The sequence below is a fragment of the Brevundimonas sp. genome (assembly GCF_044239655.1).
In the GTDB taxonomy this organism is placed as follows: Bacteria; Pseudomonadota; Alphaproteobacteria; order Caulobacterales; family Caulobacteraceae; genus Brevundimonas.
Genome location: NZ_JBIIAY010000012.1, coordinates 1 through 24,513 on the forward strand (window position 1 = coordinate 1; position 24,513 = coordinate 24,513).

15 protein-coding genes and 1 pseudogene are annotated in these 24,513 nt (G+C 65.8%); 7 read left to right on the top strand and 9 right to left on the bottom strand.

What is annotated here, in order from left to right:
- A partial coding sequence (locus ACILQR_RS02955; protein ID WP_395650020.1) for a M10 family metallopeptidase C-terminal domain-containing protein occupies window positions 1–2,496 on the bottom strand: 2,496 nt, incomplete at its 3' end.
- Window positions 2,497–3,049: 553 nt separating this feature from the next.
- Between ACILQR_RS02955 and ACILQR_RS02960 the strand changes: the two genes are divergently transcribed.
- From ACILQR_RS02960 to ACILQR_RS02970, 3 genes are all read left to right on the top strand, one after another.
- The gene (locus tag ACILQR_RS02960) at window positions 3,050–4,000 is read left to right on the top strand and encodes an acetyl-CoA carboxylase carboxyltransferase subunit alpha (RefSeq protein WP_395650045.1); all 951 of its coding nucleotides are present in this window, start codon (window positions 3,050–3,052) and stop codon (window positions 3,998–4,000) included.
- Between the two features lie 63 nt (window positions 4,001–4,063).
- A complete protein-coding gene (locus ACILQR_RS02965; protein ID WP_395650021.1) occupies window positions 4,064–4,639 on the top strand; it encodes a response regulator in 576 nt (191 codons plus the stop codon).
- Complete coding sequence (locus tag ACILQR_RS02970) at window positions 4,636–5,118, top strand: chemotaxis protein CheE (RefSeq protein WP_395650022.1); 483 nt, start codon at window positions 4,636–4,638, stop codon at window positions 5,116–5,118. The genes ACILQR_RS02965 and ACILQR_RS02970 overlap by 4 nt, the downstream gene beginning before the upstream one ends.
- 1 nt (window position 5,119) lies before the next feature.
- Here ACILQR_RS02970 and ACILQR_RS02975 read toward each other — a convergent pair whose 3' ends face one another.
- From ACILQR_RS02975 to ACILQR_RS02985, 3 genes are read right to left on the bottom strand one after another with little or no spacing between them, the layout of a single operon-like run.
- Entirely contained in the window at window positions 5,120–7,012 is a 1,893-nt protein-coding gene (locus ACILQR_RS02975; protein WP_395650046.1) for an ABCB family ABC transporter ATP-binding protein/permease, read from the bottom strand.
- Between the two features lie 46 nt (window positions 7,013–7,058).
- The gene (locus ACILQR_RS02980; protein ID WP_395650023.1) at window positions 7,059–8,075 is read right to left on the bottom strand and encodes a threonine aldolase family protein; all 1,017 of its coding nucleotides are present in this window, start codon (window positions 8,073–8,075) and stop codon (window positions 7,059–7,061) included.
- Between the two features lie 4 nt (window positions 8,076–8,079).
- A complete protein-coding gene (locus tag ACILQR_RS02985; protein WP_395650024.1) occupies window positions 8,080–9,069 on the bottom strand; it encodes a mechanosensitive ion channel family protein in 990 nt (329 codons plus the stop codon).
- Window positions 9,070–9,425: 356 nt separating this feature from the next.
- Between ACILQR_RS02985 and ACILQR_RS02990 the strand changes: the two genes are divergently transcribed.
- The gene (locus ACILQR_RS02990; protein ID WP_395650025.1) at window positions 9,426–10,865 is read left to right on the top strand and encodes an IS1182 family transposase; all 1,440 of its coding nucleotides are present in this window, start codon (window positions 9,426–9,428) and stop codon (window positions 10,863–10,865) included.
- Between the two features lie 72 nt (window positions 10,866–10,937).
- Here the strand turns inward: ACILQR_RS02990 and ACILQR_RS02995 are convergent.
- Window positions 10,938–11,033 (bottom strand): annotated as a pseudogene (locus ACILQR_RS02995) (IS6 family transposase); the annotation flags it as partial.
- A 380-nt stretch (window positions 11,034–11,413) separates the two neighbouring features.
- Here ACILQR_RS02995 and ACILQR_RS03000 point away from each other — a divergent pair.
- From ACILQR_RS03000 to ACILQR_RS03010, 3 genes are read left to right on the top strand one after another with little or no spacing between them, the layout of a single operon-like run.
- A complete protein-coding gene (locus ACILQR_RS03000) occupies window positions 11,414–13,234 on the top strand; it encodes an alpha-amylase family glycosyl hydrolase (protein WP_395650026.1) in 1,821 nt (606 codons plus the stop codon).
- Window positions 13,231–14,208, top strand: a complete 978-nt coding sequence (locus ACILQR_RS03005; RefSeq protein ID WP_395650027.1) for an ROK family protein — start codon at window positions 13,231–13,233, stop codon at window positions 14,206–14,208. The genes ACILQR_RS03000 and ACILQR_RS03005 overlap by 4 nt, the downstream gene beginning before the upstream one ends.
- A complete protein-coding gene (locus ACILQR_RS03010; RefSeq protein WP_395650028.1) occupies window positions 14,183–15,421 on the top strand; it encodes an MFS transporter in 1,239 nt (412 codons plus the stop codon). Before ACILQR_RS03005 ends, ACILQR_RS03010 begins: the two co-directional genes overlap by 26 nt.
- A gap of 61 nt (window positions 15,422–15,482) precedes the next feature.
- Here the strand turns inward: ACILQR_RS03010 and ACILQR_RS03015 are convergent, their stop codons facing one another.
- From ACILQR_RS03015 to ACILQR_RS03030, 4 genes are all read right to left on the bottom strand, one after another.
- Entirely contained in the window at window positions 15,483–16,502 is a 1,020-nt protein-coding gene (locus tag ACILQR_RS03015; RefSeq protein WP_395650029.1) for a LacI family DNA-binding transcriptional regulator, read from the bottom strand.
- 120 nt (window positions 16,503–16,622) lie between these two features.
- A complete protein-coding gene (locus ACILQR_RS03020) occupies window positions 16,623–19,073 on the bottom strand; it encodes a TonB-dependent siderophore receptor (protein WP_395650030.1) in 2,451 nt (816 codons plus the stop codon).
- Window positions 19,074–19,450: 377 nt separating this feature from the next.
- Entirely contained in the window at window positions 19,451–20,983 is a 1,533-nt protein-coding gene (locus ACILQR_RS03025; RefSeq protein WP_395650031.1) for a pectinesterase family protein, read from the bottom strand.
- 82 nt (window positions 20,984–21,065) lie between these two features.
- Window positions 21,066–24,512 (bottom strand): TonB-dependent receptor, encoded by a 3,447-nt coding sequence (locus ACILQR_RS03030; protein WP_395650032.1) that lies wholly within the window; start codon window positions 24,510–24,512, stop codon window positions 21,066–21,068.
- Window position 24,513: the final 1 nt, after the last annotated feature.

Genomic DNA, 24,513 nt, shown 5'->3' on the forward strand with positions numbered 1-24,513 from the left:
CCGCCGGTCCGCCGCCAGTTGAAAGTCCCCGCCGGGAGTCTGGGCGAAGACGAAGCTGGAGCCGTTGTCGGTGCGAATGATGCTGATCGAGGTGGCGTTCAGGGGCCGCAGGTAGATCTTGTCGATGCCCGTCTGGAAGTCATAGAGGTTGTCGTAGGCAGTGACATTGGATTCCGACACGGCGTTGTAGACGAAGGTGTCCGCGGCCTCTCCGCCCGCGAGGGCGTCTGCTCCGCCACCGCCGATCAATAGGTCATTCGCCTCGCTGCCAATCAAAGTGTCAGCAAGGTAGGCTCCGTAGATGGTAAACGGAATGTTAGTGCGTCCGCCCACGAGGATGTCGGAGGCTCGTTGGACCCAACCTTCAACCTGAATAAACAGTTCTGGGGAGTTATTTTGAGGTCCAAACCAAGCATTAACATAACTTCCATAAACTGCCACCGACCCGAAAGGAGGATTAAAGCCTGAGAAAGTCGTTATAACGATGCTGGAAGGCACCAAAGTTGTAAGATTGATGGAATCAATACCAGTCTCAAAGTCAGTTATAAGATCATAATCACCAACATCGACTCCTAGATTTCGATTGATCCGATTGCTGTCCGTAGTATTTACGTATATAAACTGATCTCTACCCGATCCACCATATAGGGTGTCGCTTCCTCGAGAGCCTGTTAGGAAGTCATCGCCTACTCCACCGCTCATCGTGTCCCCCTGATCGGTACCGATCAAGACGTCGGAAAGATCGGAGCCAGCCATGTTGACCCGAAACTGATTGTTCTGGGGGTCGCGGAAATCAGCACCTTGTATGGTTCCGTTAACGCCGATGACATCCTGCTCGCCGGAGCCACGGCCTATAAACACCACGGTGCCACCACCGTTGGTCCGAACCGTGCTGACGGTCGTGACCGCGCCCTCGATGACCAGAGTGTCGACGCCGGTCTGGAAGTCCGCAATGGAATCGATCGCCGACCCCGTCGAATCTCCCGCCGCGAACACAAACCGGTCGGCGCCCGCCCCACCCGTCAGCTGATCAAGGCCCCGACCTCCGCGCAAGATATCGGCTCCTGCGCCGCCGATCAGGGCGTCGGCGAAGTCCGAACCGATGACGCCCTCAATGCCATTCAGAATGTCGGTACCGGCCGCGCCGGTGGCCGATCCCGTAGCAAGGTTGACGGTCACGCTGCCCGAGGCGTCGCTGTAGTCAGCAAAATCTATGCCTGCACCGCCGATCAGGGTGTCACTACCCAATCCGCCCCCGAGAGTGTCGTTGCCGTTGTCACCCTTCAGGGTGTCAGCGCCGGCTCCGCCGCGCAGGACGTCGTCGCCGTCGCCGCCGTTCAGGGTCGAGGAGTCTGCGGTCCCGGTGATCGTGTCGTTCCCCGCTCCTCCATAGATTCGCGTCGCACCGGACAATGTGTCGTCGCCCGTCGTGCCATAGATGCCAATGACCGTTGTATCGACAATCCCCTGAGGTGCGCTCGAGACGGGTCCGTTGTTCATATAGGCGCTGGTCGGGATCGAGGACGCCGCGACGTTCAGCAGCCGCCCGTAGATCAGGTCGGGGTTGACGCTGGAATAGAATACGGTGTCGGCACCTTGCTGGGCGACATAGACGCGGCTGTAGGACGTGCCGGTCCCGACCGTCGTGCTTTGCGACAGATCTAGACGATCGTTCGCCACGTTGAAGTCCGTGACGACTGCGGTCCCGACGGGGTTCCAGATGGCGAAGGTGTCTGCGCCCGCGCCGCCGGTCAGCCGAACCGTCGTGTCAGTGCCGGTCGGAACAATATAGATCTGGGCGCGCGTATCGAACGTGTTGATGATCCCGATGCCCACCGTGATCAGGTCGTCGCCGTCGCCGCCGTCGATCACCGCGTGGCTTCTTGCCGTGAGGGTATCGGCGCCCGCATCGCCGTTGATCCGCACGGCCAGACCGTCCTGCGCGACGACGCGCCGGTTGGACTCGAAGGTGCTGGACACGCCTGAGTATCCGACCGTGATCACGTCGTCGCCCGCGTCGCCGTTGAACACCGAGCCGTTGGTCACGCCTTCGGCCACGATCTGGTCATTGCCGTCGCCACCCGACACGACGTCATTGACGTTGGACAAATGGTAGTTGGTCACCGTGTCGGCTGGAACAAAGGTCAGGAAGCGCGACCCTGGGTCCAGGTAGTCGTCGCCCGCGCTTCCCGTCAGGGTGTCGGCATAGCTCGAGCCAATCAGTCGGTTGATACTGACCAGCTGGTCGGTGCTGTAGCCGGTGTTCTGGAACCCCGAGACGGCCAGGGACACGGTCACCGCGTTGGTCGCGTCCAGATAGCTGACGGTATCATTTCCGGGCCCGCCGTCGAGATAGTTCCGACCCGACCCGCCGCTCAGGACGTCGTCGCCACCCGCCCCGATCAGAACATCGTCCCCGCCCAGGCCGGTGATGACGTCGTCACCCTCTCCGCCGGTGAGATTGTCGTCGCCTGCGGTTCCGGTGAGGGTCGGCATGGATCAACTCCCTGATGTCTCCGGCAACCCTACGCCCCGGTCACCTGATGGTTCAACTCACGATAGGGCGACGGAAGTCGGACCTTCGTGCCCGGCCCGGAACGTCGGAGCCGGTGGTACCGCGCCGGCGATGCCAAACTCTCCAACTTCGAGCGTCAAATCCCTTGCGCCAAAAGGCATTGCGCGATTCTCGAGCCCTTCGACCTGGCGCCTCTTCCAGCCGTGGTAGACTGCGGCCTCGCCCCGGTCTTTGACAATCAGCCCGCGTCCGCCCCGGAAGGAAGCAGGAGTCCGGACTCAATGGACTCTTCGGACTCTGTTTTTCGAGTCCGGACAGTCCACGAGCGTCAAGCGTCCTTGACATTTTCAGACCATTCGGACCTTTCAGACCCGCACTTCTACCTCTGAAGTCGTATCCTCACCTGATCCCACCCACGGTCCGGCCCCGGTCGCATCCGTGACCCCGCTGAACCCCCGCTTGCCCGAAGACGTTACCGGCACTAGGTTCCGCCGCTTCCAGCGCGGCCTCCCCGCCCGCCTCATCGGACGCCCCATGGCCACCCACTATCTCGAGTTTGAAAAGCCGATCGCCGAGCTCGAGGAGAAGATCGAGGAGCTGGGTCTGCTAGCCGCGACCTCGGGCTCGTTCGAGACCGAGATCGCAGGCCTGAAGAAGAAGGCCGATCAGCTTCGTCGCAAGACCTACGCCGACCTCGACCCGTGGATGAAGACCCAGGTCGCCCGCCACCCCGAGCGGCCCCACTTCATCGACTATCTGGACCAGCTGTTCACCGACTATGTCGAGCTGCGCGGCGACCGCCAGTTCGGCGACGACCAGGCCATCCTGGGCGGCCTCGCCCGCTTCCGGGGTCAGGCCGTCGTCGTCATGGGCCATGAGAAGGGCCACGACACCGCCACCCGCCTGACCCACAATTTCGGCATGGCGCGGCCGGAAGGCTATCGCAAGGCCGTGCGCCTGATGGACCTGGCCGACCGGTTCGGCCTGCCGGTGCTCAGCTTCGTCGACACCGCCGGCGCCTATCCGGGCCTGGGGGCCGAGGAACGCGGCCAGGCCGAGGCCATCGCCCGCTCGACCGAGCGCGGCCTGACGCTCGGCGTGCCCTTCATCACCACGGTGACGGGCGAAGGCGGCTCGGGCGGTGCCATTGCGCTCGCCGCCGCCAACAAGGTGCTGATGCTGGAGCACTCCATCTATTCGGTCATCTCGCCCGAGGGGGCCGCCGGCATCCTGTGGCGCGACGGGGCCCGCGCCCGCGACGCCGCCATGGCCATGAAGATCACCGGCCCGGACCTGTTGGGGCTCAAGATCGTCGATCGCCTGATCCCCGAGCCCGTCGGCGGGGCCCATGCCGACCCCACGGCCGCCGTCGATTCCGTCGGCGACGCCATCTCCGAGGAACTGGCCGCGCTCAGCCCCCTGGACCCCACCGCCCTGCGCAAGCAGCGGTCCGACCGGTTCTACGCCATCGGTCGCCTAAGCTGAGCGTTAACCGCTTCTCCATCGCGGTCTGACAGCGTCCGGGCGTCTTCAGTACCGGCGTTGCCCATGAGCTTTTCCGAGAACCTGCGCGAGAGCGCGGTCTTCAACTTCACCGACGCCGTCACCATGGTCGTCGACGACTCGCCGTTCAGCATGGAGCTGACCGTCGCGGCTCTGCGCGGCTTTGGCGTCCAGGTCCGCTATTCCTGCACCACGGCCGCCGCAGCGATGGATATCCTGAAGCAGCACACGGTCGATCTGGTGTTCGTCGATACCGAGATGCAGGGCATGGACGGCCAGGACCTGGTGCGCTGGGTGCGCAACTCGAACCTGGAGCCCAACGCCTTCGTGCCGATCATCATGACCGCCGGCCACGTCCGCAAGTCCAAGGTAGGCGACGTGCGCGACTGCGGGGCCAACTTCCTGATCACCAAGCCCTTCAGCCCCGCCAGCCTGCTGCAGCGGCTGATCTGGGTGGCCCGCGACGCCCGCCCCTTCCTGCAGGTCGGCGACTACCGCGGCCCCGATCGCCGGTTCAAGGACGCCACGCCCCGCGACGAGAACGAGCGGCGTGGCGACATGCGCAAGCTGGCCGCATTCAACCGACAACAGGCGGCCGAGGCCGCGGAGAACGGCTCATGAGCGTCGTCCTGACCATCCCCCGCACCTCGCGCCTGTCCAGCATGATCAATGCGCCGGGCGGCATCAGCATCGGCGTCGCCCTGACCCAAGCGCGTGACAATGTTCAGGCCTTGCAGGAACGGGGCCTGGAGATCGTGGCGGAACGGGTCGCGGCCCTGATGGCGCTGGCCCCGCCCGTGCCCGATGGGACGGATGCCCTGGAGCGTCGCTCGACTGCCTATCAGCTCGCCAGGGCCGTCATCGACGCCGCCCACCCGTTCCAGCGGGACGACCTGTGTACCGCCGCCTCCAGCCTGTGCGACCTGGTCGATGCGGCCCCCGAGGACAGGCCGTTCGATTGGCGCATCGTCACCGTCCACGCCCAGGCCATGCAGTTGATCCTCGCCCTGCCGCCCGAGGCCGCCGACACCCGTCGCCAGATCCTGGACAGCCTGGCCCAGGTCGTGGCGCACAAGATTCCGGGCGCGGCGGCCGACTGATCTATTCGGCGGCGGGAACCGGATTGCGGGCGCCGCGCGTCTGCTTCTTCCACAGCGAGGCGTATTCGCCGCCGACCCGGGCCACCAGTTCGTGGTGCGCCCCCCGCTCGACGATCCGCCCGGCCTTGAGCACCAGGATCTGGTCGGCGTCGGCGATGGTCGACAGGCGGTGGGCGACCACCAGGGTCGTCCGGCCCGCCTGGGCCCGCCGCAGGGTCTTCTGGATCGCGGCCTCGGTACGGCTGTCCAGGGCGCTGGTCGCCTCGTCGAGGATCAGGACGCACGGGTCGGCCAGCAGGGCCCGGGCGATCCCCACCCGCTGGCGCTCGCCGCCCGACAGCTTCAGACCCCGCTCCCCCACCCGGGTCTGCATCCCGTCCGGCAGGGCGCGGATGAAGGCCGCCAGTTCCGCCGCCTCCGCCGCCGCCCAGATCGCCGCATCGTCGGCCTCGGGCCGGGCAAAGGCGATGTTGGTGCGGATGGTGTCGTTGAACAGGGCCACGTCCTGGGGCACCAGCGACACGGCCCGACGCAGCGAGGCCTGGGTGACGTCGCGCATGTCCTGACCGTCGATCAGCACCCGCCCGCCCTGCGGATCCAGCAGGCGCAGCGCCAGCTTGACCATGGTGGACTTGCCCGCGCCCGACGGTCCGACCAGGGCCGTCGTCGTCCCCGGCGCGGCGACGAAGCTGACGTCCTCCAGCCCGTTGGCCCGGGCGTCATGCTGGAACGACACCTGCTCGAATACCACCGAGGCACCTCGCGCGTCACGCGGGGGCGGCAGGTCGGGAGCGCCGGGGGCGTCGGCGACCTGAGGGCTCTGGCGCGTGATCTTGAGCATCTCCTCCATGTCGATCAGCGACTGGCGGATCTCGCGGTAGGCGAAGCCCAGGATGTTCAGCGGCGCATAGAGGGAGATCATGATCAGCACGGCCGCGGTCACGTCGCCCGGCCCCATCCGCCCCGCCGCCGCCTCGAACCCGGCCATGACCGCCATGATGCCGAGACCCACGTTCATGATCAGGCCCTGAACCCCGTTCAGCAGGGCCAGGGAGGTGTTGGCCTTCAGCGAGGCCTGGTTGTAGACGCCCAGCGCCCGGTCATAGTCGGCGGCGGCGCGTGTCTCGGCCCCGAACGACTTGACGGTCTCGTAGTTCAGCAGGGCATCGACCGCGAGACCGGCCGCCTCGGTGTCGGCGGCGTTCATCGTGCGCCGGTGCTCGATCCGCCAGTTGGAGATGGCGAAGGTCAGGCCGGTGTAGATCACCACCACGACCACGGCGACGGCCGCGAACCGCCAGTCGTACTTGCCCCCCAGCACGGCGGCGGCCATGATCAGCTCCAGCACCGTGGGGATCAGGTTGAAGGCCAGAATCCTCAGCAGGAAGTCGACGGCCCGCGAGCCCCGGTCGACGGTGCGCGACAGCGAGCCCGACCGCTTGGTCTGATGGAAATCCAGCGACAGGTTCAGGGCGTGGGCAAAGGTCTCGGCGGCCGTCCGCCGCTGGGCCGCCGCCCTGACGGGCGCGAAGACCACGTCCGAGATCTGGGGCGCCGCCGACGACAGGAACCGGACCAGAGCCCATCCGACCGCGAAGCCCGCAAAGCCCAGGCCGATCGCCACCTCGGTCGGCTGATCGCGGGCCAGATGATTGACCGCCGCGCCCAGCACCAGCGGTGCCAGGACGCCCAGCGCCTTGCCGCCCAGGGTCAGGAGGATCGACAGGAACAGCCGCAGACGCAGCTGCGGCGCCTCGGATCGACCCACCAGCCGCACGAGGTCGGTCAGGGCGGCCAGGGTATTGGGATCCTCGACCTTGTCGGTCGGGGGCTTGCCGATCATGGCCTTGGTATCCGGGTCCCGGCTCCTGCCCCCGCGCTCGACGCCTCTCATGGTCATGAGGGGTCATATGGGCTGTGTCGCCGCCCGGTGAAAGCCGTCAGTTGAGACCCGCGATCGCCTCCAGCAGTTCATCCACGGCCTCTTCCCGGGTGGCCCAGGAGCAGACGAAGCGGACGGAGCCGTCGTCGAAGCGGTAGCAGGCCCAGCCGAGCGCGTTCAGGCGGGCGTGGGCGGTCTCGGGCATGCGGACGAAGACGGCGTTGGCCTCGACCGGGTGGGCCAGGACGAAGGGGGATCGGGTGGCGATGCCTTCGGCCAGACGCATAGCCATCAGGTTGGCGTGCGCGGCCCCGCCCTCCCAGTCGCCGCTCTCCAGCAGGCCCAGAAAGGGCGCGGCGAGGAAGCGGGCCTTCGACGCCGTCTGGCCGGCCTGTTTCAGGCGGTTGTCGAGCCGCCGGGCCAGGGACTTGTCGAACAGGACGATGGCCTCGGCACAGTTCGCCCCGGCCTTGGCCCCGCCGAAGACCAGGACATCGACACCCAGCCGTGCGATCTGCGTCAGGTCGAAGCCCGCGGCCGCCGCATTGGCGAGACGGGCGCCGTCGAGGTGGACGCCATAGCCGCGCGCCTTCACCGGCTCGATCAGGTGGCGCAGTTCCTCCTCGGAATAGACGGTGCCGTATTCGGTGGACTGGGTCAGAGACAGTGCGGCCGCGGGCTGGCGGTGGCCGACCTCGGGCTCTTCGAGGGCGGCCAGGAGCGCCGTCTCGTCGATCCTTCCCGACAGGCCGGGCAGGCCGATCAGGCCCATGCCCTGGCCGAAGAAGCCTGGGGCACCGGTCTCGTCTGTGCAGACGTGGGCGGCGTGGTGGGCCAGGACGGCCTCGAACGGAAAGGCCAGCATGGACAGGGCGATGGCGTTGGCCGCCGTGCCGGAGAAGACGAAGCGCACCTCGGCGTCGGCGTCCAGGCGGGCGCGGATCTGGTCGGCGGCGCGGGCGGTGACGTCGTCGGCGCCGTAGGCCCGGGCGAACCCTGCGTTGGCGGCGATGACGCCTTCGAGGGCGGTGGGGGCCATGCCGGCGGTGTTGTCGGAACCGAAATCGTAACGCATGGGGTCAGGCTTCACTGGTGTCGGGCTGGTGGTCGGCGGAGGTCTCGTCGGGCGAGGTCGAGGACCGGCGAGGCAGGGCGGCCCCACCTTCGACGTAGACCGACAGGCCGGGTTCGGGGCCATAGGGGACGGCGACCTGGTGCGGGAACGGGATCTCGATCCCGGCGGCGTCCAGCGCCTCCTTGGCCGCCTGGAAGACGTCGGCGCGGGCCTGCCAGTAGTCGCCGGACAGGGTCCAGGCCTGAAGCGTCACCTCGACCCCGCTGTCGAGCAGGTTGGTCACCCCGGCCCAGGGCGGCGGGTCCTTCAGCACTTCCGCGATGCCGGCCGCCGCCGCGACCAGGACGTCGCGGGCCTGGCTGAGATTGGCCCCGTAGCCGACGCTGATCTTCAGCTCCATGCGGCGGGTCTTCTGGCCCGACAGGTTCAGGATGGTGTCGTCGAAGGCCAGCTTGTTGGGCACGACGATCTTGACGTTGTTGGCATCCACCATCTGGGTCGTGAACATGTCCAGCCGGGTGACCTTGCCGATATTGCCGTTGATGTTGATCAGGTCGCCGACGCGGTAGGGCCGCAGGATCAGCAGCATCATCCCCGCCGCCACATTGGACAGCGTCCCCTGCAAGGCCAGGCCGACGGCCAGGGAGGCGGCCCCCAGCACCGCGATGATCGAGGTCGTCTGGACCCCCAGCCGTTGCAGCACAGCGATGAAGCCGATCAGCAGGACGATGACCCGCACCACCTGCACGGCAAAGCTGAGCACCGTGGGGTCGTGCCGGAAGCCCCGCACCCGCCCCAGCGCCCGCCGCGTCCCCGCCGCCGCCCATTTCGAGGCGAAGATGGTGACGACCAGGATGATGACGGCGATCGAGGCGCTGACCGCGAACTGACCGGCCAGGTCGGTAACCTTGGCGATCATGGCGGCGTCGAAGGCCACGGCCTTCTGACCGGCGGCCACGGCCTGGGAAACGGAGTTGGAGACGGGCGACGACATGCAGCGGGGTCTAACGCCTCAGGCCCGGAATGGAACCCGGCGGGCGGGATTTCATGGGGATGTGGGTTGGGGTGGGGGCTGAGCGGCGTGGGCTGGCATGCTGAAAAAACAGGAGTCTGAAAAGTCCGAATCGTCTGAAACTTGGGGTTGGGGCTGGCACCGCTGCGAAAAATGCAGGGTCTGAAAGGTCTGAATGGTCTGAATGCCGGGTCGGGCAGAGAACCCACCCTGACAGCACGACACTGAAGGTCAGCTGGGGGGCGGGATAACGATGACGGCTTACGACCGAGGCTGTGTGAAAACGCCTCGGGAATGAGCGAATTTAGGTAGCCTCCTGAGGTCTTCAGGAGGTGGGTATGAGCCGCTTCGTTCAGGGTGTAGATCGCCGGCAGCCGACGCTGCTTCCCGAATGTCTCGACGACTATGTGGCCGAGGATAATCCGGTCCGGGTGGTCGATGTCTTCGTGGACGAGCTGGATCTCAAAGAGTTGGGTTTTGAGGGCATGACGCCGGCGGCGACGGGCCGACCAGCCTATCATCCGGCCATGCTGCTGAAGCTCTACGTCTACGGCTACCTGAACAAGGTGCAGTCCAGCCGCCGTCTGGAGCGTGAGGCGCAGCGCAACGTCGAACTGATGTGGCTGACGGGGCTGCTGGTGCCGGGCCACAAGACCATCGCCGGTTTCCGTCGTGAGAACGGTCCGGCGATCCAGGCTGCCTGTGCTCAGTTCGTTGTGCTGTGCCGCGAGCTCGGCCTGTTCGGAACCGCCCTGGTCGCGATCGACGGCTCCAAGTTCAAGGCGGTGAACGCCCGCGACAAGAACTTCACCGTCTACAAGGTGAAGCGGCGGATCGAACAGGTTGCCGAGCACATCGCCAGCTACCTCGAGGACCTCGATACGGCCGATCGGCACGAGGGGGATGGCGTGGAGGCACGGTCGGTGAGGCTGGTCGAGAAGATCGATCGCCTTCGCGCCCAGATGGCGATGTTGAAGGTGATGGAGGCTGAGGTCGAAGCGTCACCTGACGGCCAGGTGGCCCTGACCGATCCCGACGCTCGCGCCATGGCGACATCAGGCCGGGGGAGCGGCATCGTCGGCTACAACGTCCAATCCGCCGTCGAGGGCGAGCATCACCTGATCGTCGCCCACGAGGTGGTGATGACCGGCTCGGACAAGCAACAGCTCGCGAACATGGCGGGTCAGGCCAAGGAGGCCATGGGCGTGGAGAGGCTCGATGTGCTGGCGGACCGGGGCTACTTCTCCGGCGAGGAAATCCTGGCCTGTGAAGCCCTGGGCGCGACGCCCTTCGTGCCAAAGACGCTGACGTCCGGGGCCAAGGCGAATGGGCGCTTCGGCAAGCAGGACTTCGTCTATCTGCCTGATCAAGACGTCTACCGTTGCCCCGCCGGCTCCCTGCTTCCGTACCACATGACCGTCGTCGAAAGAGGCATGACGCTGCATCGCTATTGGGATCGGGCCAGTTGCACAGGCTGTAGCATCAAGGCTCAGTGCACGCCTGCGGTCGAGCGAAAGGTCACGCGCTGGGAGCATGAGGCGGTGATCGATGCCCTTCAAACCCGAATGGACCTGAGGCCCAGAGCCATGCGTGAACGGCGAAGCCTGGTCGAACACCCGTTCGGCACCATCAAGGCCTGGACGGGCCACACCCACTTCCTGATGAAGCGACTACCCAACGTGAAGACCGAGATCAGCCTCCACATCCTGGCCTACAACATGAAACGGGTCATGGCGGTGCTGGGTACCAAGCCGTTGATGGAAGCAATCAGGGCCTGAAACGATGGCGCTCTGCGCCTCAAATGCCTGTTGCGGTCGGAGCCGACCCCGCACGTTTTTACACGGCCTTGTGCGTAAGCGGCGAAGGATGGGTCTGCTGATCAAATGCCGGTGGATGTTGAAGGTGTTGTAGATCGCCGCGTGGGTGGTGAGAAATCTCGGGGCAGAGGCTTGGGATTTGAACTGCTGCTGTCGCTTTCCCCTGAAGCTAAGGCTGAACCGAAAGTACAGCCAGACCGCCTGACGGATTATATCAGCCGGAAATCTGTGGCGTTTGAATGAGATCGGCTTCACGAAACATCATCTCCATCAGCGGCTTACGCTGTCTAAAATGGAGACGTTTTAGCGTTAGACTGACAGCACCCCGCTCGGGCATGACAACAGATTCATGGGCGAGAGCGAGAGCGCGAGAGAGAGAGAGAGAGAGAGAGATTAAGCGGCGAGAGAGCCTAAATGCTTGGTGAGCCTACTTGCAATCGATTGCATTTTGCGATTGACTGCGTCATGGGATGAAGCCCTATCAGTTCTTCAGAAGTCAGTTCGTGTCCATGTCGAATAGATCCCCTGACATACTCTTCTCCAATCACGTCCGCGATCACCCGTCGTGGTCGGTGTTCGAAGCGCGGTTTCAGGACATCTACGGCTCGGGTCCTGAAAGGATGGCGGTGCTGGCGCGCATCACCGACAGCTTGGCCGACGCCCTGCGAACACGCTCGACCGCTCTGGTCGAGTTGGACCGGGCCAGATCCGCTGCGCCGGATTGGACATCCGTATCGGGAAACGTCATCTACACCTTCTACGTCGATCGATTCTCGCAGGATCTGGCGGGGCTGATCGAGCGGCTCGACTATCTCCAGAGCCTTGGCGTGCGCTGGCTGCATCCCCTCCCGCTGCTCAGATCGCGACCCGGTGATAGCGACGGCGGCTTTGCGGTGGCGGACTTTCGCCAGATCGAGCCCCATCTGGGGAGCATGGACGACCTGGCCGCCCTGACCACAGCCCTGCATCAGCGGGGCATGGGCCTGCTGCTGGACGTGGTTTGCAACCACACGGCCCGCGAGCACGCCTGGGCCGTCGCCGCCCGCGCCGGGGACCTGGCCAGCCGCGCCTTCTACCGGGTCGAATCGACCGAGACGTCGGTCGCGGCCTGGGGAGAGCATCTGATCGACGTCTTTCCCGACACCGCCCCAGGCAGCTTCACCCACGAGCCCGAGATGGGCGGCTGGGTCTGGACCACATTCTACCCGTTCCAGTGGGACCTGAACTACGCCAACCCGGCCGTCTTCATCGAGATGCTGGACGTGCTGCTGTTCCTGGCCAACCAGGGGGTCGACGGGTTTCGCCTGGACAGCGCGCCCTTCCTCTGGAAGCGCGAAGGGACCTCGTGTCGCAACCAGCCCGAGGCCTACCGGATCGTCGAGGCCTGGCGCGCGGCCCTGTCGATCGTGGTGCCCGGCGTCGTCCTGCTGGCCGAGGCGATCGAGAGCATCGACGACGTCCTGCCCTTCTTCGGCCAACAGTCGCCCGGCTGCGACCTGGCCTACAACAACGGGGTGATGACCGCCTTGTGGGGTGCCCTGGCGGACGAGGACGCGGGCATCGCCAGGACCCTGATCGAGGCGGCGTCGGTGCGGCCGGCGCATGCCGCCTGGCTCAACTATGTTCGCTGCCATGACGACCTGATCTGGAATGCCCTGGCCGCCTATGCGGAGCCGGCGGATCTGAAACGCTGGTCCGACTTCTACGCGGGCGGGGGGTTCTCGGGGGGGCGAGCTTTCCAGACGGCTCCGGGCGGCGTGCCCTCGACCAACGGCATGGCGGCGGCCCTGGTCGGTCTCGGGCGCGACGGCGTCGATCAGGACCTGGCCGCGCGCCGGTTGACCCTGCTGTACGGGATCATCCACGGCCTGGACGGCTGGCCGCTGATCTATATGGGCGACGAGGTGGCGCTGGGGAACGACGAGGCTTTCGACCGAGACCCCGCCCGACGCGACGAGGGTCGGTGGCTGCACCGGCCGGTCATGGACTGGTACAAGGCCGAGGGTCGCGACGATCCCGACCGGATCGAGGGCCGGACCTTCGCTGCGTTGAGGCGGTTCGGCAAGCTTTCCCGGTCGCTGGATGGGCTCGACATTCGCGGGCCGGCCCGGCCGGTCGCCCTGACCGAAAAGGCCGTGCTGGCGTTCGAGCGGTTCGAGGGGTCGCGTCGGCTGCTTGTGCTGGCCAATCTGTCGCCCCGTGGCGTGGTCGCCGATCTTCCACCCGGGTGGGCCGGCGGGGGCCACGACCTGGTGTCGGGCCGAGACCAGAGCGGCCCGTCGATCATGCTGGAGCCCTACGATCTCCTCTGGCTGGCGGATCGGACGTGAGCCGTTTCGCCGGCATCGAACTGGGCGGCACCAAGGTGCTGGTGGCCTTCGGCTCGGGCCCGGACGACCTGTCCGAACCGTTGCGAATCCTGACCACAACGCCGGACAAGACATTGGCCGCCGTCGGCGACCTGCTGGCGGCCGAGCACAGCCTCGGTCCGCTCGACGCGATCGGCATCGCCACTTTCGGCCCGGTGCGGCTGGATCGCCATGCACCGGACTGGGGCCACATCCTGCCCACGCCCAAGCCCGGCTGGACCGGCGCGGACCTGATCGGACGCTTGCACCGCTTCGGCGTGCCCATCGCCTTGGAGACCGACGTTTCCGGAGCTGCCCTGGCCGAGGGCCGATGGGGCGCGTCACAGGGGCTGATCGATCACGCCTATGTCACCGTCGGCACCGGCGTGGGGGTCGGGATCGTCAGCGGAGGCCGTCCCGTCCACGGGCTGATGCACCCCGAGGCCGGTCATATCCCGGTGTCCCGCGCCCCCGCACGCGATCCCTTCACAGGGGCCTGCCCCTTTCACGGCGACTGTCTTGAAGGGCTGGTTTCCGGACCGGCGTTGGCGGCGCGGCTGGGCCGGCCCGGCGAGACGGTCGCGGTGGACGATCCGGTCTGGAACCTGATCGCCGACTATCTGGCGCAACTGGCCGCGACCCTGACCTATGTGGCCGCGCCCCGGCGGATCGTGATCGGCGGCGGGGTGGGAGGCAATCCGGCACTGCTGGGGCGTGTCCGAACGGCCCTGAAGACGCGGCTCGGCGGCTATCTGCCGGCCCTGGACGACGATGCGGCCCTCGCGGCCTATCTGGTCCCGCCCGGCCTGGGCGAGCGATCGGGCGTTCTGGGCGCGATCGCCCTGGCCGCCGATATCTTTGAACAATCGAGATCCCGCAAGACGGCGACCGCACCGGCGGCCGACCGGGGGTCCGTGGAGGACGACGCCCGTGACCCAGACCGCACCGACGCCTGACCGGGCGCTGAACACCCGGCTCATCAAGGGCCTGACGTTCATGATGTTCATGATGTTCGCAATGACCACGGATTCGGTCGGCGTCATCATCCCCGAAGTCATCCGCGAGTTCGACCTGGGCATGACCGCGGGCGGCGCGTTTCACTATGCGAGCATGAGCGGGATCGCCCTGGCCGGGCTGATGCTGGGTTTCCTGGCCGACCGGATGGGGCGCAAGCCCGCCATCATCCTGGGTCTGGCTCTGTTTGCGGGCGCAGCCTTCCTGTTCGCGGTGGGGCGGTCGTTCGAGTTCTTCCTGGTCCTGCTGTTCGTCTCGGGCGCGGCGATCGGGGTGTTCAAGACGGCGGCGCTGGCCCTGATCGGCGACATTTCGACCTCGACCAGGTCGCACACCGCCACCATGAACACCGTCGAAGGCTTCTTCGGCGTCGGGGCCATCATCGGCCCGGCCATCGTCGCCGCCCTGCTGGCCGCAGGTGCCTCCTGGAAATGGTTATATGTGATCGCAGGCGTGCTGTCGGTCGGCCTTATCCTGACGGCGCTGATGGTTCGCTATCCGGCGGCGGTGAAGACCGCCGCGCCGCCGACCGACCTGAAGTCCACCGTGCGCATGATGCGCGATCCTTACGCCCTGGCCTTCAGCCTGGGGACGATGTTGTACGTTGGGGTGGAGACCGCCATCTATGTGTGGATGCCGACGCTGCTTCTGGGATACGAAGGCCCCGCTGTCTGGGTCGCGGTCTATGCACTGTCGATCTTCTTCGTACTGAGGGCGGCAGGCCGCTTTCTGGGCGCCTGGATGATGAGCCGGTTTCGCTGGACCATAGTGCTGGTCGTCGCCAGCCTGGCCATCCTGGTCTGTTTCGCAGGATCGATCGCGGGCGGGCGGAGCGCGGCGGTGTGGCTGTTGCCACTGTCGGGACTGTTCATGTCGGTGATCTATCCGACCCTGAATTCCAAGGGCATCAGCTGTTTCGCCAAGGCCGAGCATGGCGCGGTGGCGGGGGTGATCCTGTTCTTCACCTGCGTCAGCGCCGTGCTGGCACCGCTCGCCATGGGAGCGGTCAGCGACATCTTCGGCGCGCCGATCTACGGCTTCGTCCTGGCCACGGTCCTGGCGGCGATCCTGTTCGGAGCGCTGGCGGTCAACGCGGTTCTTGACCCTGCCAGGGCGCGCCTCGCCCGGTTCGACGACAGCCAGTACGGGGTTTAGAACAGCGCGAGTTCGCGATCTCGAAGAACGCGATCCTCGCCATTCACGCCAATGACGACGTTCAGGCCGACTGACGCACGATCAGTTCGGGGGGCAGGATGACGGAGTTTGTGTCCTCGCCGTCAAGCCGCCGCATCAGCAGATCCACCATGGCGATAGCACCCGCGGCGATGTCCTGACGCACGGTTGTCAGGGCCGGGGCGGCGTGGATGGCGATTTCCAGGTCGTCATAGCCGACCACGGCCACGTCGCCGGGCACCGCCAGCCCCCGCTCCGTCAGGGCGCGGATCGCGGCCATGGCGATGATGTCGGTGGCCGCAACAATACCATCCACGCGCGCACCGCCGTCCAGGAACTCGCCGATCGTCTCATAGGCGGTCTGAGGCGTCAGGTGTACGGCCAGCAGATGCTCGGGCGGTGCCGCTCCCGCCTTGCGGTGCGCCGCCAGGAACCCCTCGTACCGCTCGCCCAGCTCGGGGAAATCCGGATTGCCGAAGAAGGCCAGGTGCCGGCGTCCGCGGTTCAACAAATGTAGCGTCGCAATCTCTCCGCCCGTGCGGTTGTCGGTGCCGACGGTGCACTGGACCCGACCGGGAAAACTCGCGCCCCAGATCACCAGAGGCGGATAGCGCTGCGCGACCTCTTCGATGGTCTCGATCTGGTCCGACTGGCCGATGATCAGAACCCCATCGACCCGGCCCGAATCGGTCATGTTGGCAAGCCAGTCGTCGCCGGACGGAATCACTCGCGAAAGCAGCAGATCGTAGCCCCGCGCCGTCAGGGCATCGGCCAGATGCCCCAGCAGGGTGATGAAGAACGGGTCCGACACCGGCTGACCGACCTCGTGCCCCAGCGGCAGGATGACTCCGATCGCCTGGGTCCGCCCGGTCCTGAGATTGCGCCCGACGACATTGGGCCGATAGCCGTGCTCGCGGGCCAGGGCGGCGATACGCTCGCGGGTCTCTCGACGGATCGCCGGATTGCCGGCCAGGGCACGCGACACCGTCGAGGTCGAGAGCCCCGCCAGGCGCGCCAGATCAGCCAGGCTTCCGACGGTTTTCTTCGTAAGCGACATGGGCATTGAATGAGCCGTCCCAACCTGTGCGTCAAAAAGAAAAAGCGGCCCGGTCGAAACCGGGCCGCGACTTGCATCAGCCGCGCCGTCGGAGGGGTGACGGTCGGCGGGGTCAGATCAAGAACGTCAGAACGCGTATCTCAGGGTCACACTGGCCGTGCGCCCATTCAGAGTCCGGGCCCGCAGGACATTTGCCGCCCCGGGCGTGATGGAGCCTTCCTCGCTCTCGGTGACCGCGAACTCGTCGAAGACGTTGTTGACGTTCAGCGACAACGACAGGTCCTCGGTCAGGTCATAGCTGGCGAACGGATTGACGATGACATAGCCGGGCAGGACCAGCTGGTTGTCGAACTGGGCATAGGACTCGGTCGTGCCGACGACGTTGGCCCCGACCCGCAGGGCACCCCAGCTGTAGGATCCCGTGGCCTGATAGACCCAGTCGGCCTGACGCCGGGGCGTGTTGCCGACATTGGCGGGGTTCAGGCGATCGGCGGTGATCTCCGCGTTCGTCCAGGTCACGCCGCCCGAAAAATCGAACCCGCCGTTGCGATAGAAGGCCTCGACCTCGATCCCCTTGGCCTCGTATTCGGCGTCGGTGAAGGTCTGGCTGGTGGCCTCGAAATTGGTTTCCTCGGTCTTGGCCAGGAAGGCCGTGGCGAACAGCTGGACCGGGCCACTGCGATAACGGACGCCCGCCTCGTACTGATCCACCATGTCGACGGCGGCGTCCGAACTGCGGATGTTGCCGTTGGCGAGGATGGCCGGGCCGAACAGCAGGCGATCGGCGTTGGCGCGACCGCCCCGGCTGGCGCGACCGAAGAGGGCCATGTCGTCGCTGACCTGATAGTTGGCCCCGATCGACCAGGAGGCGTAGTTCCAGTCGTAGTCGACGGGCTTGGTATTGGCGAAATCGATCACCGTGACCTTGGTCTCGGGAATCTGGATCACCCCGTCGCCGGAGATGTCGCGGGTGGCGACGATGCCATCGGCGAAGGTCCCGCTGGCCGTGCCCGAGTCGTAGCGCAGCGAGCCGTCGATGATCAGCGGGCCAGCCTCCCAGCTCAGCGCCACATAGGGGGCGTCGATGTCATAGCCGACGTCGTACGATCGACGGCAGCAGTTGCCGAAGAAAGTCGCGCCATAGCCGACCAGACCGTTCTGCGTCTGCTTCACGCCGGTGCTGCTGAAGACGTCGACCAGGGCGGCATTGTCGCCCTTGACCTCGAGCAGGTACGAATTCCACAGCCAGTCCATGTCGATCTGCTGGCTCGAGCGGTAGTAGCCGAAGGTGGCCTTCAGCGTGCCCGTCCCGGCGGCGAACTCGCGTTCCAGCTTCAGGTCGTTGGCCATGTTGCCGAAGTCGTTGATATCGACGTCGAACAGGACGATCTGGGCCAGCAGGCCGTTGCCGTTGGCGGTCGTGGGCACCAGCTGGCCCGTATTAGCGCCGTTGGCATAGCGCGCCACCGATCCCGCGCCGCCGATGCCGGCGGCGATGGCGGTCGGCGAGCCGGTTCCGGCAGTGAAGGGCGAGACGAACCCGCCCGTGGCCCTGGCGATGCGGAACTTGTCGGTCAGGGTCCAGCCGGCACCAAGGTCGAAGCTGGCCTCCAGGCCGCCCGAGAGGACTTCCGGGTGCATGCCGTCCGCGATGTCGGAGACCCGCGCGCCATTTGCTCCGTCCAGGCCCGGGCTGTTGCGGAACAGGGCCGAGTGCAGGGTCTGGCTGGAGGCGTCATAGCCCGGCAACGGACCCCAGCTCGGATCGCTGTTCGTGCCCGTCACCCGGATCGGCGACGGCAGATAGCCGATGGCGCGGTCATTCAGATATTTGGCGCTGAGCCGAACATAGCCGGCCTCGAACTCGCGGGTCAGCGAGGCGCGGACCTGGCCGCCCTCCTCGCCGGTATAGCCCGCGTCACGCGCGCCTTCGCCGGTGCGATAGAACCCCCCGATCGAGCCGAACATGGTCTCGCTGATGCGGCCGCCGAACTGGAAGTCGCCGCGCGTGGTGTCGAAATCCAGCCCCCGGGTCAGGGCGACGCTGCCGCCTTCGCGCGTTCCCGTCTGGGTGATCAGGTTGATGACGCCGCCCGGCGAGTTGGACGCGAAGGTCGAGGCTGAACCGCCACGCACCGCCTGGACCCGCGCCACGGTGGCGTCATAGCGAGTGAAGATGTCGGCGTTGCCGAACGCGATGTCGCCGAACTCCAGGACCGGCAGGCCGTCCTCCTGGATCTGCAGGAATTTGGCACCGCCCGTCGAGATGGGCAGGCCGCGCACGGCGATATTTGCATTGCCCTCGCCGCCCGACGACTCCGAACGGATGCCCGGAATGCTGCGAAAGATTTCGGCGGTGGAGCGCGGTGCCAGGTCCTCTACTGCCTCGGCGCTCAGGGTCGTGACCGACACGCTGGAACGCAGGGTGGTGCTGGAGCCCGCGACGGCGGTCACGACGATTTCGTCGACCGTCGTGGTTTCCGGCTCGGCACTCTGGTCCGCCGACTGGGCCCAGGCCCCGGTGGTGCCGAGCGCCGCCAACAGCGCGCCCGCACAAACGATCGTCATCCGCTTCATGGTCGTCCCCTTGATCCTCGAGCCTCTAGTGAGCCCGTGAGACCAGCTTTACCGAAAATGCAATCGATTGCAACAATCGATTGCTTCACTGCTCTTGCCTTGTGAGGGCGTTGTCAGGGAAGCTCTGGAAAGTTGAAAGGGTCCCTTCGCCATAAGCACAAGCCAGCCTTTTCAGCGCTCGCCTGTGGTCTTCGTAGCCTCCGACCTCAAACCGACGAAGGCGAGGAACCTGAGTTGGCCCTCTACGGCAGCGAAAATCGTTCCTGCCTTCCTTCTAGAGATGCGAGTGTCGGCCCGTAATCCAGAGCAGAATGACAGGCCCTCACGCGTGCCCTTCCCTCGCCCAACGGCCATTCTCCGAACTCACAGGAAAACTTCTATTCACGGACAGTCGGCCTCCATCCTCCGAGGACGAATTCCGGACGAGAATAGTCGGCGATGATCGCAGCGTCGGCCGGCGTTGTCAGGATCCGCATCGCGGGATGGCGTTGTGAAAGATCCACGGGCCGGCCTTCAATATCCATCGTGTTGAACTCCCAAAGACGCAGGTTGGACCAGTCGAACGCCGGCTCAGGTTCAACCGTACCCCACCCCGAGGGAGGCACCCCGGCGGTGCGGGTGTTGATGAGCACCATCTCCGCGTGGGGGAAGTTTGAATACGCCGTTCCTGCGGCCCCGTTGCGAGGCAGTCGGCCGAACACGCCCGGCGTCTTCGTGCCTGCGGGGTTTGTGGCGGTGATCGACCACGGCAGCGGCTTATCTAGATAGATGAAGGTGGAATCGACGAAGACGTTGCCGTGGCTTCCCTGAGGCGTACGGGTCCAGGTAAAGGGGCCGACCGACCGGATCTCGCAGCGCAGGCAGAACAGGGCGGCGTAGGCCAGGATCGTATCGCCGTCCCCCGTCAGAAGACTGTCGACCATGTAGATCGTGCCATGGGTGGTGAAGGCGTCGCCCGAGCCGTTCAAGATCATCCGGTCCACGATATTGCGCCGGCCCCGCATGAGCAGGGCCTCCGCCTGACCGATGTAGTCGTTGCGGATGGTAAAGGTCGACAACTGGATGTCGTCGGCGTTCGTGACACTGAACGCGGGGCGGATCCGGTTGAAGGCGCTGTTGTTCGGGTAGTGGACCACCACGCCGTCGCGGCTTTCACCGCGCAGGGTCAGGTTGGACTTGCCGTTGAGGTAGACGATCTCCTGATAGTCGCCGTTCCTGATGAAGATCGTCAGCGGTTCGGCCCGCCGCTCGGGTGCGAAATCGATCGCGCCCTGGACTGTGTTGAAGTCCCCGCTGCCGTCGGCGGCCACGACGACGCGATCGGCGTCGGCCGGCGGCGGCGCGAGCCTGGTCGAGAAGGTCCAGGTCAGATCGGTGGACATCCCCCCGTCCGCCGATGCCAGGACGCCGGGATCGATCCTGACGACATAGTTGCGGCCGTAGGTCAGTTTGCCATTGTGCGGATAGATGATCGCGGCATTGCCTCGCGTCATGATCGGAAAGGCGTGAAACCAGGCCCCACCGATCGGGTAGGCCTGGTAGGCCGGGTTGTCGGGTCCCGCGGGCGCCGGAGGGACCGGGGCGCGCGTGCTCCCGTCGGCTCCGATCACCCGACCTGTCGGATTGGGTGAAGCCGGAATCCCGACGTCGATGGTATCGACCAGGGTGTCGCCCTCTGCGTCGTAGATGCGAATCTTGCCCGACGTCGCGATGGTCGGCGGCCCGTCGAATGTCACTATGAGTTGCGTGTCGGGATTGACGCCGGTCGCCCCATCGGCCGGGAACAGTCGCGGCGCTCTCACGTCGCCCGCCCTCGCCGCTCCGGGGAACAAGAGCGCCAGGGCAGACAGCACGACCACCAGGACTAGCGAGAGGCAGAGCCCGTTATTGCGACGAGTAAAGGCCGACATGGCGAGTGTTCCAGGTGGAATGTGAAGACAGAGGCTACGGCGGACGCCCAGGCCGGCGCGAGGCGAGCCCGGACGCCAGGCGTCAGAACGTGGCGCGCAGGCCGACGAAATACTGACGGCCCGTACTGGCGTACTGGGTCACCACTTCGGCCCCATCATAGGCGAAGCGGTTTGAGGTCTGGTTGGTTAGGTTCAGGGCCTCGGCCGTGAGCGAGATCGAGGCGTTGAACCGATAGCTGAACGAGGCGTCGACATTCAGCGTCGCCTCGCTACCGGCGAAATCGTTGATCAGGGGCGTGGCGCAGAACCCCGGAGCGCAACTGCCGGTTTGAAGCGGATAGGTGGTAAAATACTCCGTGCGATAGGCGCTGGAGACCCGACCCGACCATTTCGGCGTCTCGTAATAGACGGTCAGGTTCACAGAGTCGGGCGAGGCCCCCAGGAAGGGTGCCGTACCGATCAGCTGGGGCCGCACGGGCGCCACGAGCGAGCCGGTGTCGATGATGTATTCCAGCTCGGATTCGATGTGAGTGTAGTTGGCCTGCATCCCGAAATACTGAAGCCAGCCGGGCAGGAAGGTGAAGTTTTGCTGATAGCTGATCTCGAAGCCGCGGATATAGCCTCCCGGCGCGTCCCGGGGCTGACTGAAGTTGAACGGCTGGTCGGTATCGACGTAGGCGCGCTGGGCGTCACCCGCAGGGGTGGTCGCCGTCAGGCTGGCGCGCAGGGCCTCCACCACATTGGCGTCGAGGAATTCGCTGAGCTTGCCTTCGGCGAGCACGGTCTGGGGGAAGGACGCGACCTCCTTGTCGAAAACCGCGACGGACAGCGCCGCACCCGGCGCAAAATACCATTCCAGCGCCAGGTCATAGGCTTCGGCGCGGAACGGCTCGAGCTTGGTGTTGCCGGTCGAAATCGACCCGCCGCTGGTCGCGCCGACCGTGCCGGGTACCGAGAAGGAGATGACGCCGGGTGCCAGTTGACGCAGGCTGGGCCTCGCCATGACCTTGGCCGCCCCGAAACGCAGCAGCATGTTTTCGCGAACTTCCAGCACCGCGTTCAGTGACGGCAGCCAGTCCTCGTATTTGTTGGTATTGGTGACCGCCGCGCCCGTGGGGGTGAAGCCGCCGGCCTCGACCTCGGTCAGGGCGTAGCGGACGCCCAGGTTGCCTCGCAACGGCATGCCGAACAGGTCGCGATCATAGTCGTACTGGACGTAGGCGCCGGTATCGGTTTCGGCGATGTCGTAGTTGAGGCCGAAGTTGTTGGACGCGCCACCGGACAGCAGACGGAAATCGCCGTAGCGATTCACGCAGTCGCAGTCGAAGCCGAACACAGCCGCCATCTTGTCGTTGTCGGGGGCCCAGAAACTGGTCGTGGTGCCGGCCGGCACATTCAGGCCCAGGCCCCAGTTGATCAGGCGGCCTGTGGCGGCGACGGTGGAACCGGCTTCCGCCAGGGTCGGGGAGATCGCCTCCTGGGACGCCCGGCGCAACTCCTGGGTTTCGAAGCTGTAGCGACGTATGGCCGCCCCGAACTTGATCTTGTCGCGCTCCATAAAATCATAGGCGAGATCCGCGCGCAGGTTTTCGAAGGTGTTCTCGGTATGCCGCGCCTGGATCCGCAGCACGGAATAGCCCTTGACCGTCTGCCAGGCGTTGGGGTCGGCGGCGTTGAAGCCGAAGTCCATCACCGGCATGTCGCCGCCGCCCCGCGCGTCATAGACGAAGTAACCGTTGCCTGCGGTCCCCTGCCCGGAGTCCAGCCGGATATAGTCGGACAACAGGCCCAGGCTGTCGTTCACGGACTGCGACATTCCGGCCACGACCGTGAGGGCCAGACGGTCGGTCAGTTGCTGTTCGAGCGTTGCCGAGACCTGTTTAAACTCGGTCGTATAGACGTTCTGGTCGTTGGCCGAGCGCAGGTCCAGATTGCCCAGCTTGATGTAGTCGGCCGTCGGGGCATCGGGATTGGAGTTGTCGACGTGGGCGTCGATCAACCAGGTCGAAGGCTTGCCGACCAGCGCGTCGATCATCGCCAACTGGTTCGTCGTCGGGATGTAACCCACCGAGGCCGGGTTGTTGTAATAGTCGAAGGCGTTGAGGTTGAAGCGGTTGGTGCTGTTGGCGAAGCCCGGCAGGACCGTGCCGTTGCCCTCCGAGCCTTCGCAGCGGATCGCCACGCCCGACCCGGTGGGCGCGCACGAGGTATACAGGGCCGCCGAGCCGACGGTGGCGTTGTTGTAGGTCGCGCCGGTGTTGTTCGCCCTGTTCAACCCGATGGTCGAGATCTGGTACAGGCGGGAATCGTTGTGGAAGCGGGAGTATACCGCGTCCACGCTAAGCAGGGTTCGTTCGCCCGGCCTCCACTGGAACCCTGCGGTCAGGCCCAGGCGATCGTTCTCGAGCTCCTGCTGGTTCAAGGTCGGCAGGGTCGGGACTCGGACGATCGAACCGGGTGCAATAGTGGTAATCGCCCCGTTTCGGACGGCCCGGATCGCCCCTCCGTTCGGATAGATCAGGTTGTAGGCGGCGGCGTTCGATCCCTGCTGGGTCAGGCATGCGGCCGTTCGGGTGACATTGACGCCGGGGATGAGGGCGCTGTTGATCGGAGCGGTCACGGAACCGCCGTTGCAGGCCGAACCCGTCGGCGCTGCGAAGCCCTGGCGCGCCATGATCCCCGAGGCGGGCGATCCTGCGGTCAGGGTCGGGGCGAACCAGGACTGGGCCGAGGCGTAGTCGAAGGAGGCCGGCTGGCGGCTGTAGCTGTCGGTGATGCGCGAGGCTTCGCTGTAGGAGACCGAACCTGTCAACCCGAACTGACCGAGGGGCGTCTCCCAGCGGTCGGAGTACAGGCCGGCGGCCTTGATCGAACTGCGCCCACCGTTCTCATAGTAGGCGTCCTGGACCGACAGGCCGATGCGGCGACCCCGGAAGTTGAAGGGGCGACCGGTGACCAGGTCGATGGTCGCGCCCAGGGATCCTTCGTCGACCTCCGCCGACGCCGTCTTCTGGACCCTGAGGGAGCTGAACAGCTCCGAGGCGAAGGTGTTGAAATCGAAACCGCGCGATCGGTTCGGTGTCGACCCGGAATCGTTGCCGCCCGCTGTCGCCAGGGCCTCCAGCCCGTTCAGGCGAACGCGGGTGAAGTCGGGACCGAGGCCCCGCACAGTGATCGTCCGGCCTTCGCCGTTGTCGCGGTCGATGGTTACGCCGGGAAGGCGTTGCAAGGACTCGGCCAGGTTGGCGTCGGGAAAGTCGGCGATGTCCTCGGCATTGATCTGATCGACCATGACGTTGGATCGCCGCTTGGCCTCCAATGCGCTCTGGAGCGCGGCGCGATAACCGGTGACGACGATCTCGTCGACCGTATCCGCATCGGGATCGGTTAGCGCGGGCGGGGCGGCCGGGCCCGCCGGCGTCTGGGCTCTGGCATCCTGCCCGAGGGCGAGGCTGCTGACCAGTGCCATAACCACGGCGGAGCCACTGCACATCAGGCCCCGCGACACGCTCGTTTTCAGGTTTCTCATT

Coding starts and splice junctions, on each gene's coding strand:
- ACILQR_RS02960 (WP_395650045.1), top strand. CDS start 3,050: ATGGCCACCCACTATCTCGAGTTTGAAAAGCCGATCGCCGAGCTCGAG.
- ACILQR_RS02965 (WP_395650021.1), top strand. CDS start 4,064: ATGAGCTTTTCCGAGAACCTGCGCGAGAGCGCGGTCTTCAACTTCACC.
- ACILQR_RS02970 (WP_395650022.1), top strand. CDS start 4,636: ATGAGCGTCGTCCTGACCATCCCCCGCACCTCGCGCCTGTCCAGCATG.
- ACILQR_RS02975 (WP_395650046.1), bottom strand. CDS start 7,012: ATGAGAGGCGTCGAGCGCGGGGGCAGGAGCCGGGACCCGGATACCAAG.
- ACILQR_RS02980 (WP_395650023.1), bottom strand. CDS start 8,075: ATGCGTTACGATTTCGGTTCCGACAACACCGCCGGCATGGCCCCCACC.
- ACILQR_RS02985 (WP_395650024.1), bottom strand. CDS start 9,069: ATGTCGTCGCCCGTCTCCAACTCCGTTTCCCAGGCCGTGGCCGCCGGT.
- ACILQR_RS02990 (WP_395650025.1), top strand. CDS start 9,426: ATGAGCCGCTTCGTTCAGGGTGTAGATCGCCGGCAGCCGACGCTGCTT.
- ACILQR_RS03000 (WP_395650026.1), top strand. CDS start 11,414: ATGTCGAATAGATCCCCTGACATACTCTTCTCCAATCACGTCCGCGAT.
- ACILQR_RS03015 (WP_395650029.1), bottom strand. CDS start 16,502: ATGCCCATGTCGCTTACGAAGAAAACCGTCGGAAGCCTGGCTGATCTG.
- ACILQR_RS03020 (WP_395650030.1), bottom strand. CDS start 19,073: ATGAAGCGGATGACGATCGTTTGTGCGGGCGCGCTGTTGGCGGCGCTC.
- ACILQR_RS03025 (WP_395650031.1), bottom strand. CDS start 20,983: ATGTCGGCCTTTACTCGTCGCAATAACGGGCTCTGCCTCTCGCTAGTC.
- ACILQR_RS03030 (WP_395650032.1), bottom strand. CDS start 24,512: ATGAGAAACCTGAAAACGAGCGTGTCGCGGGGCCTGATGTGCAGTGGC.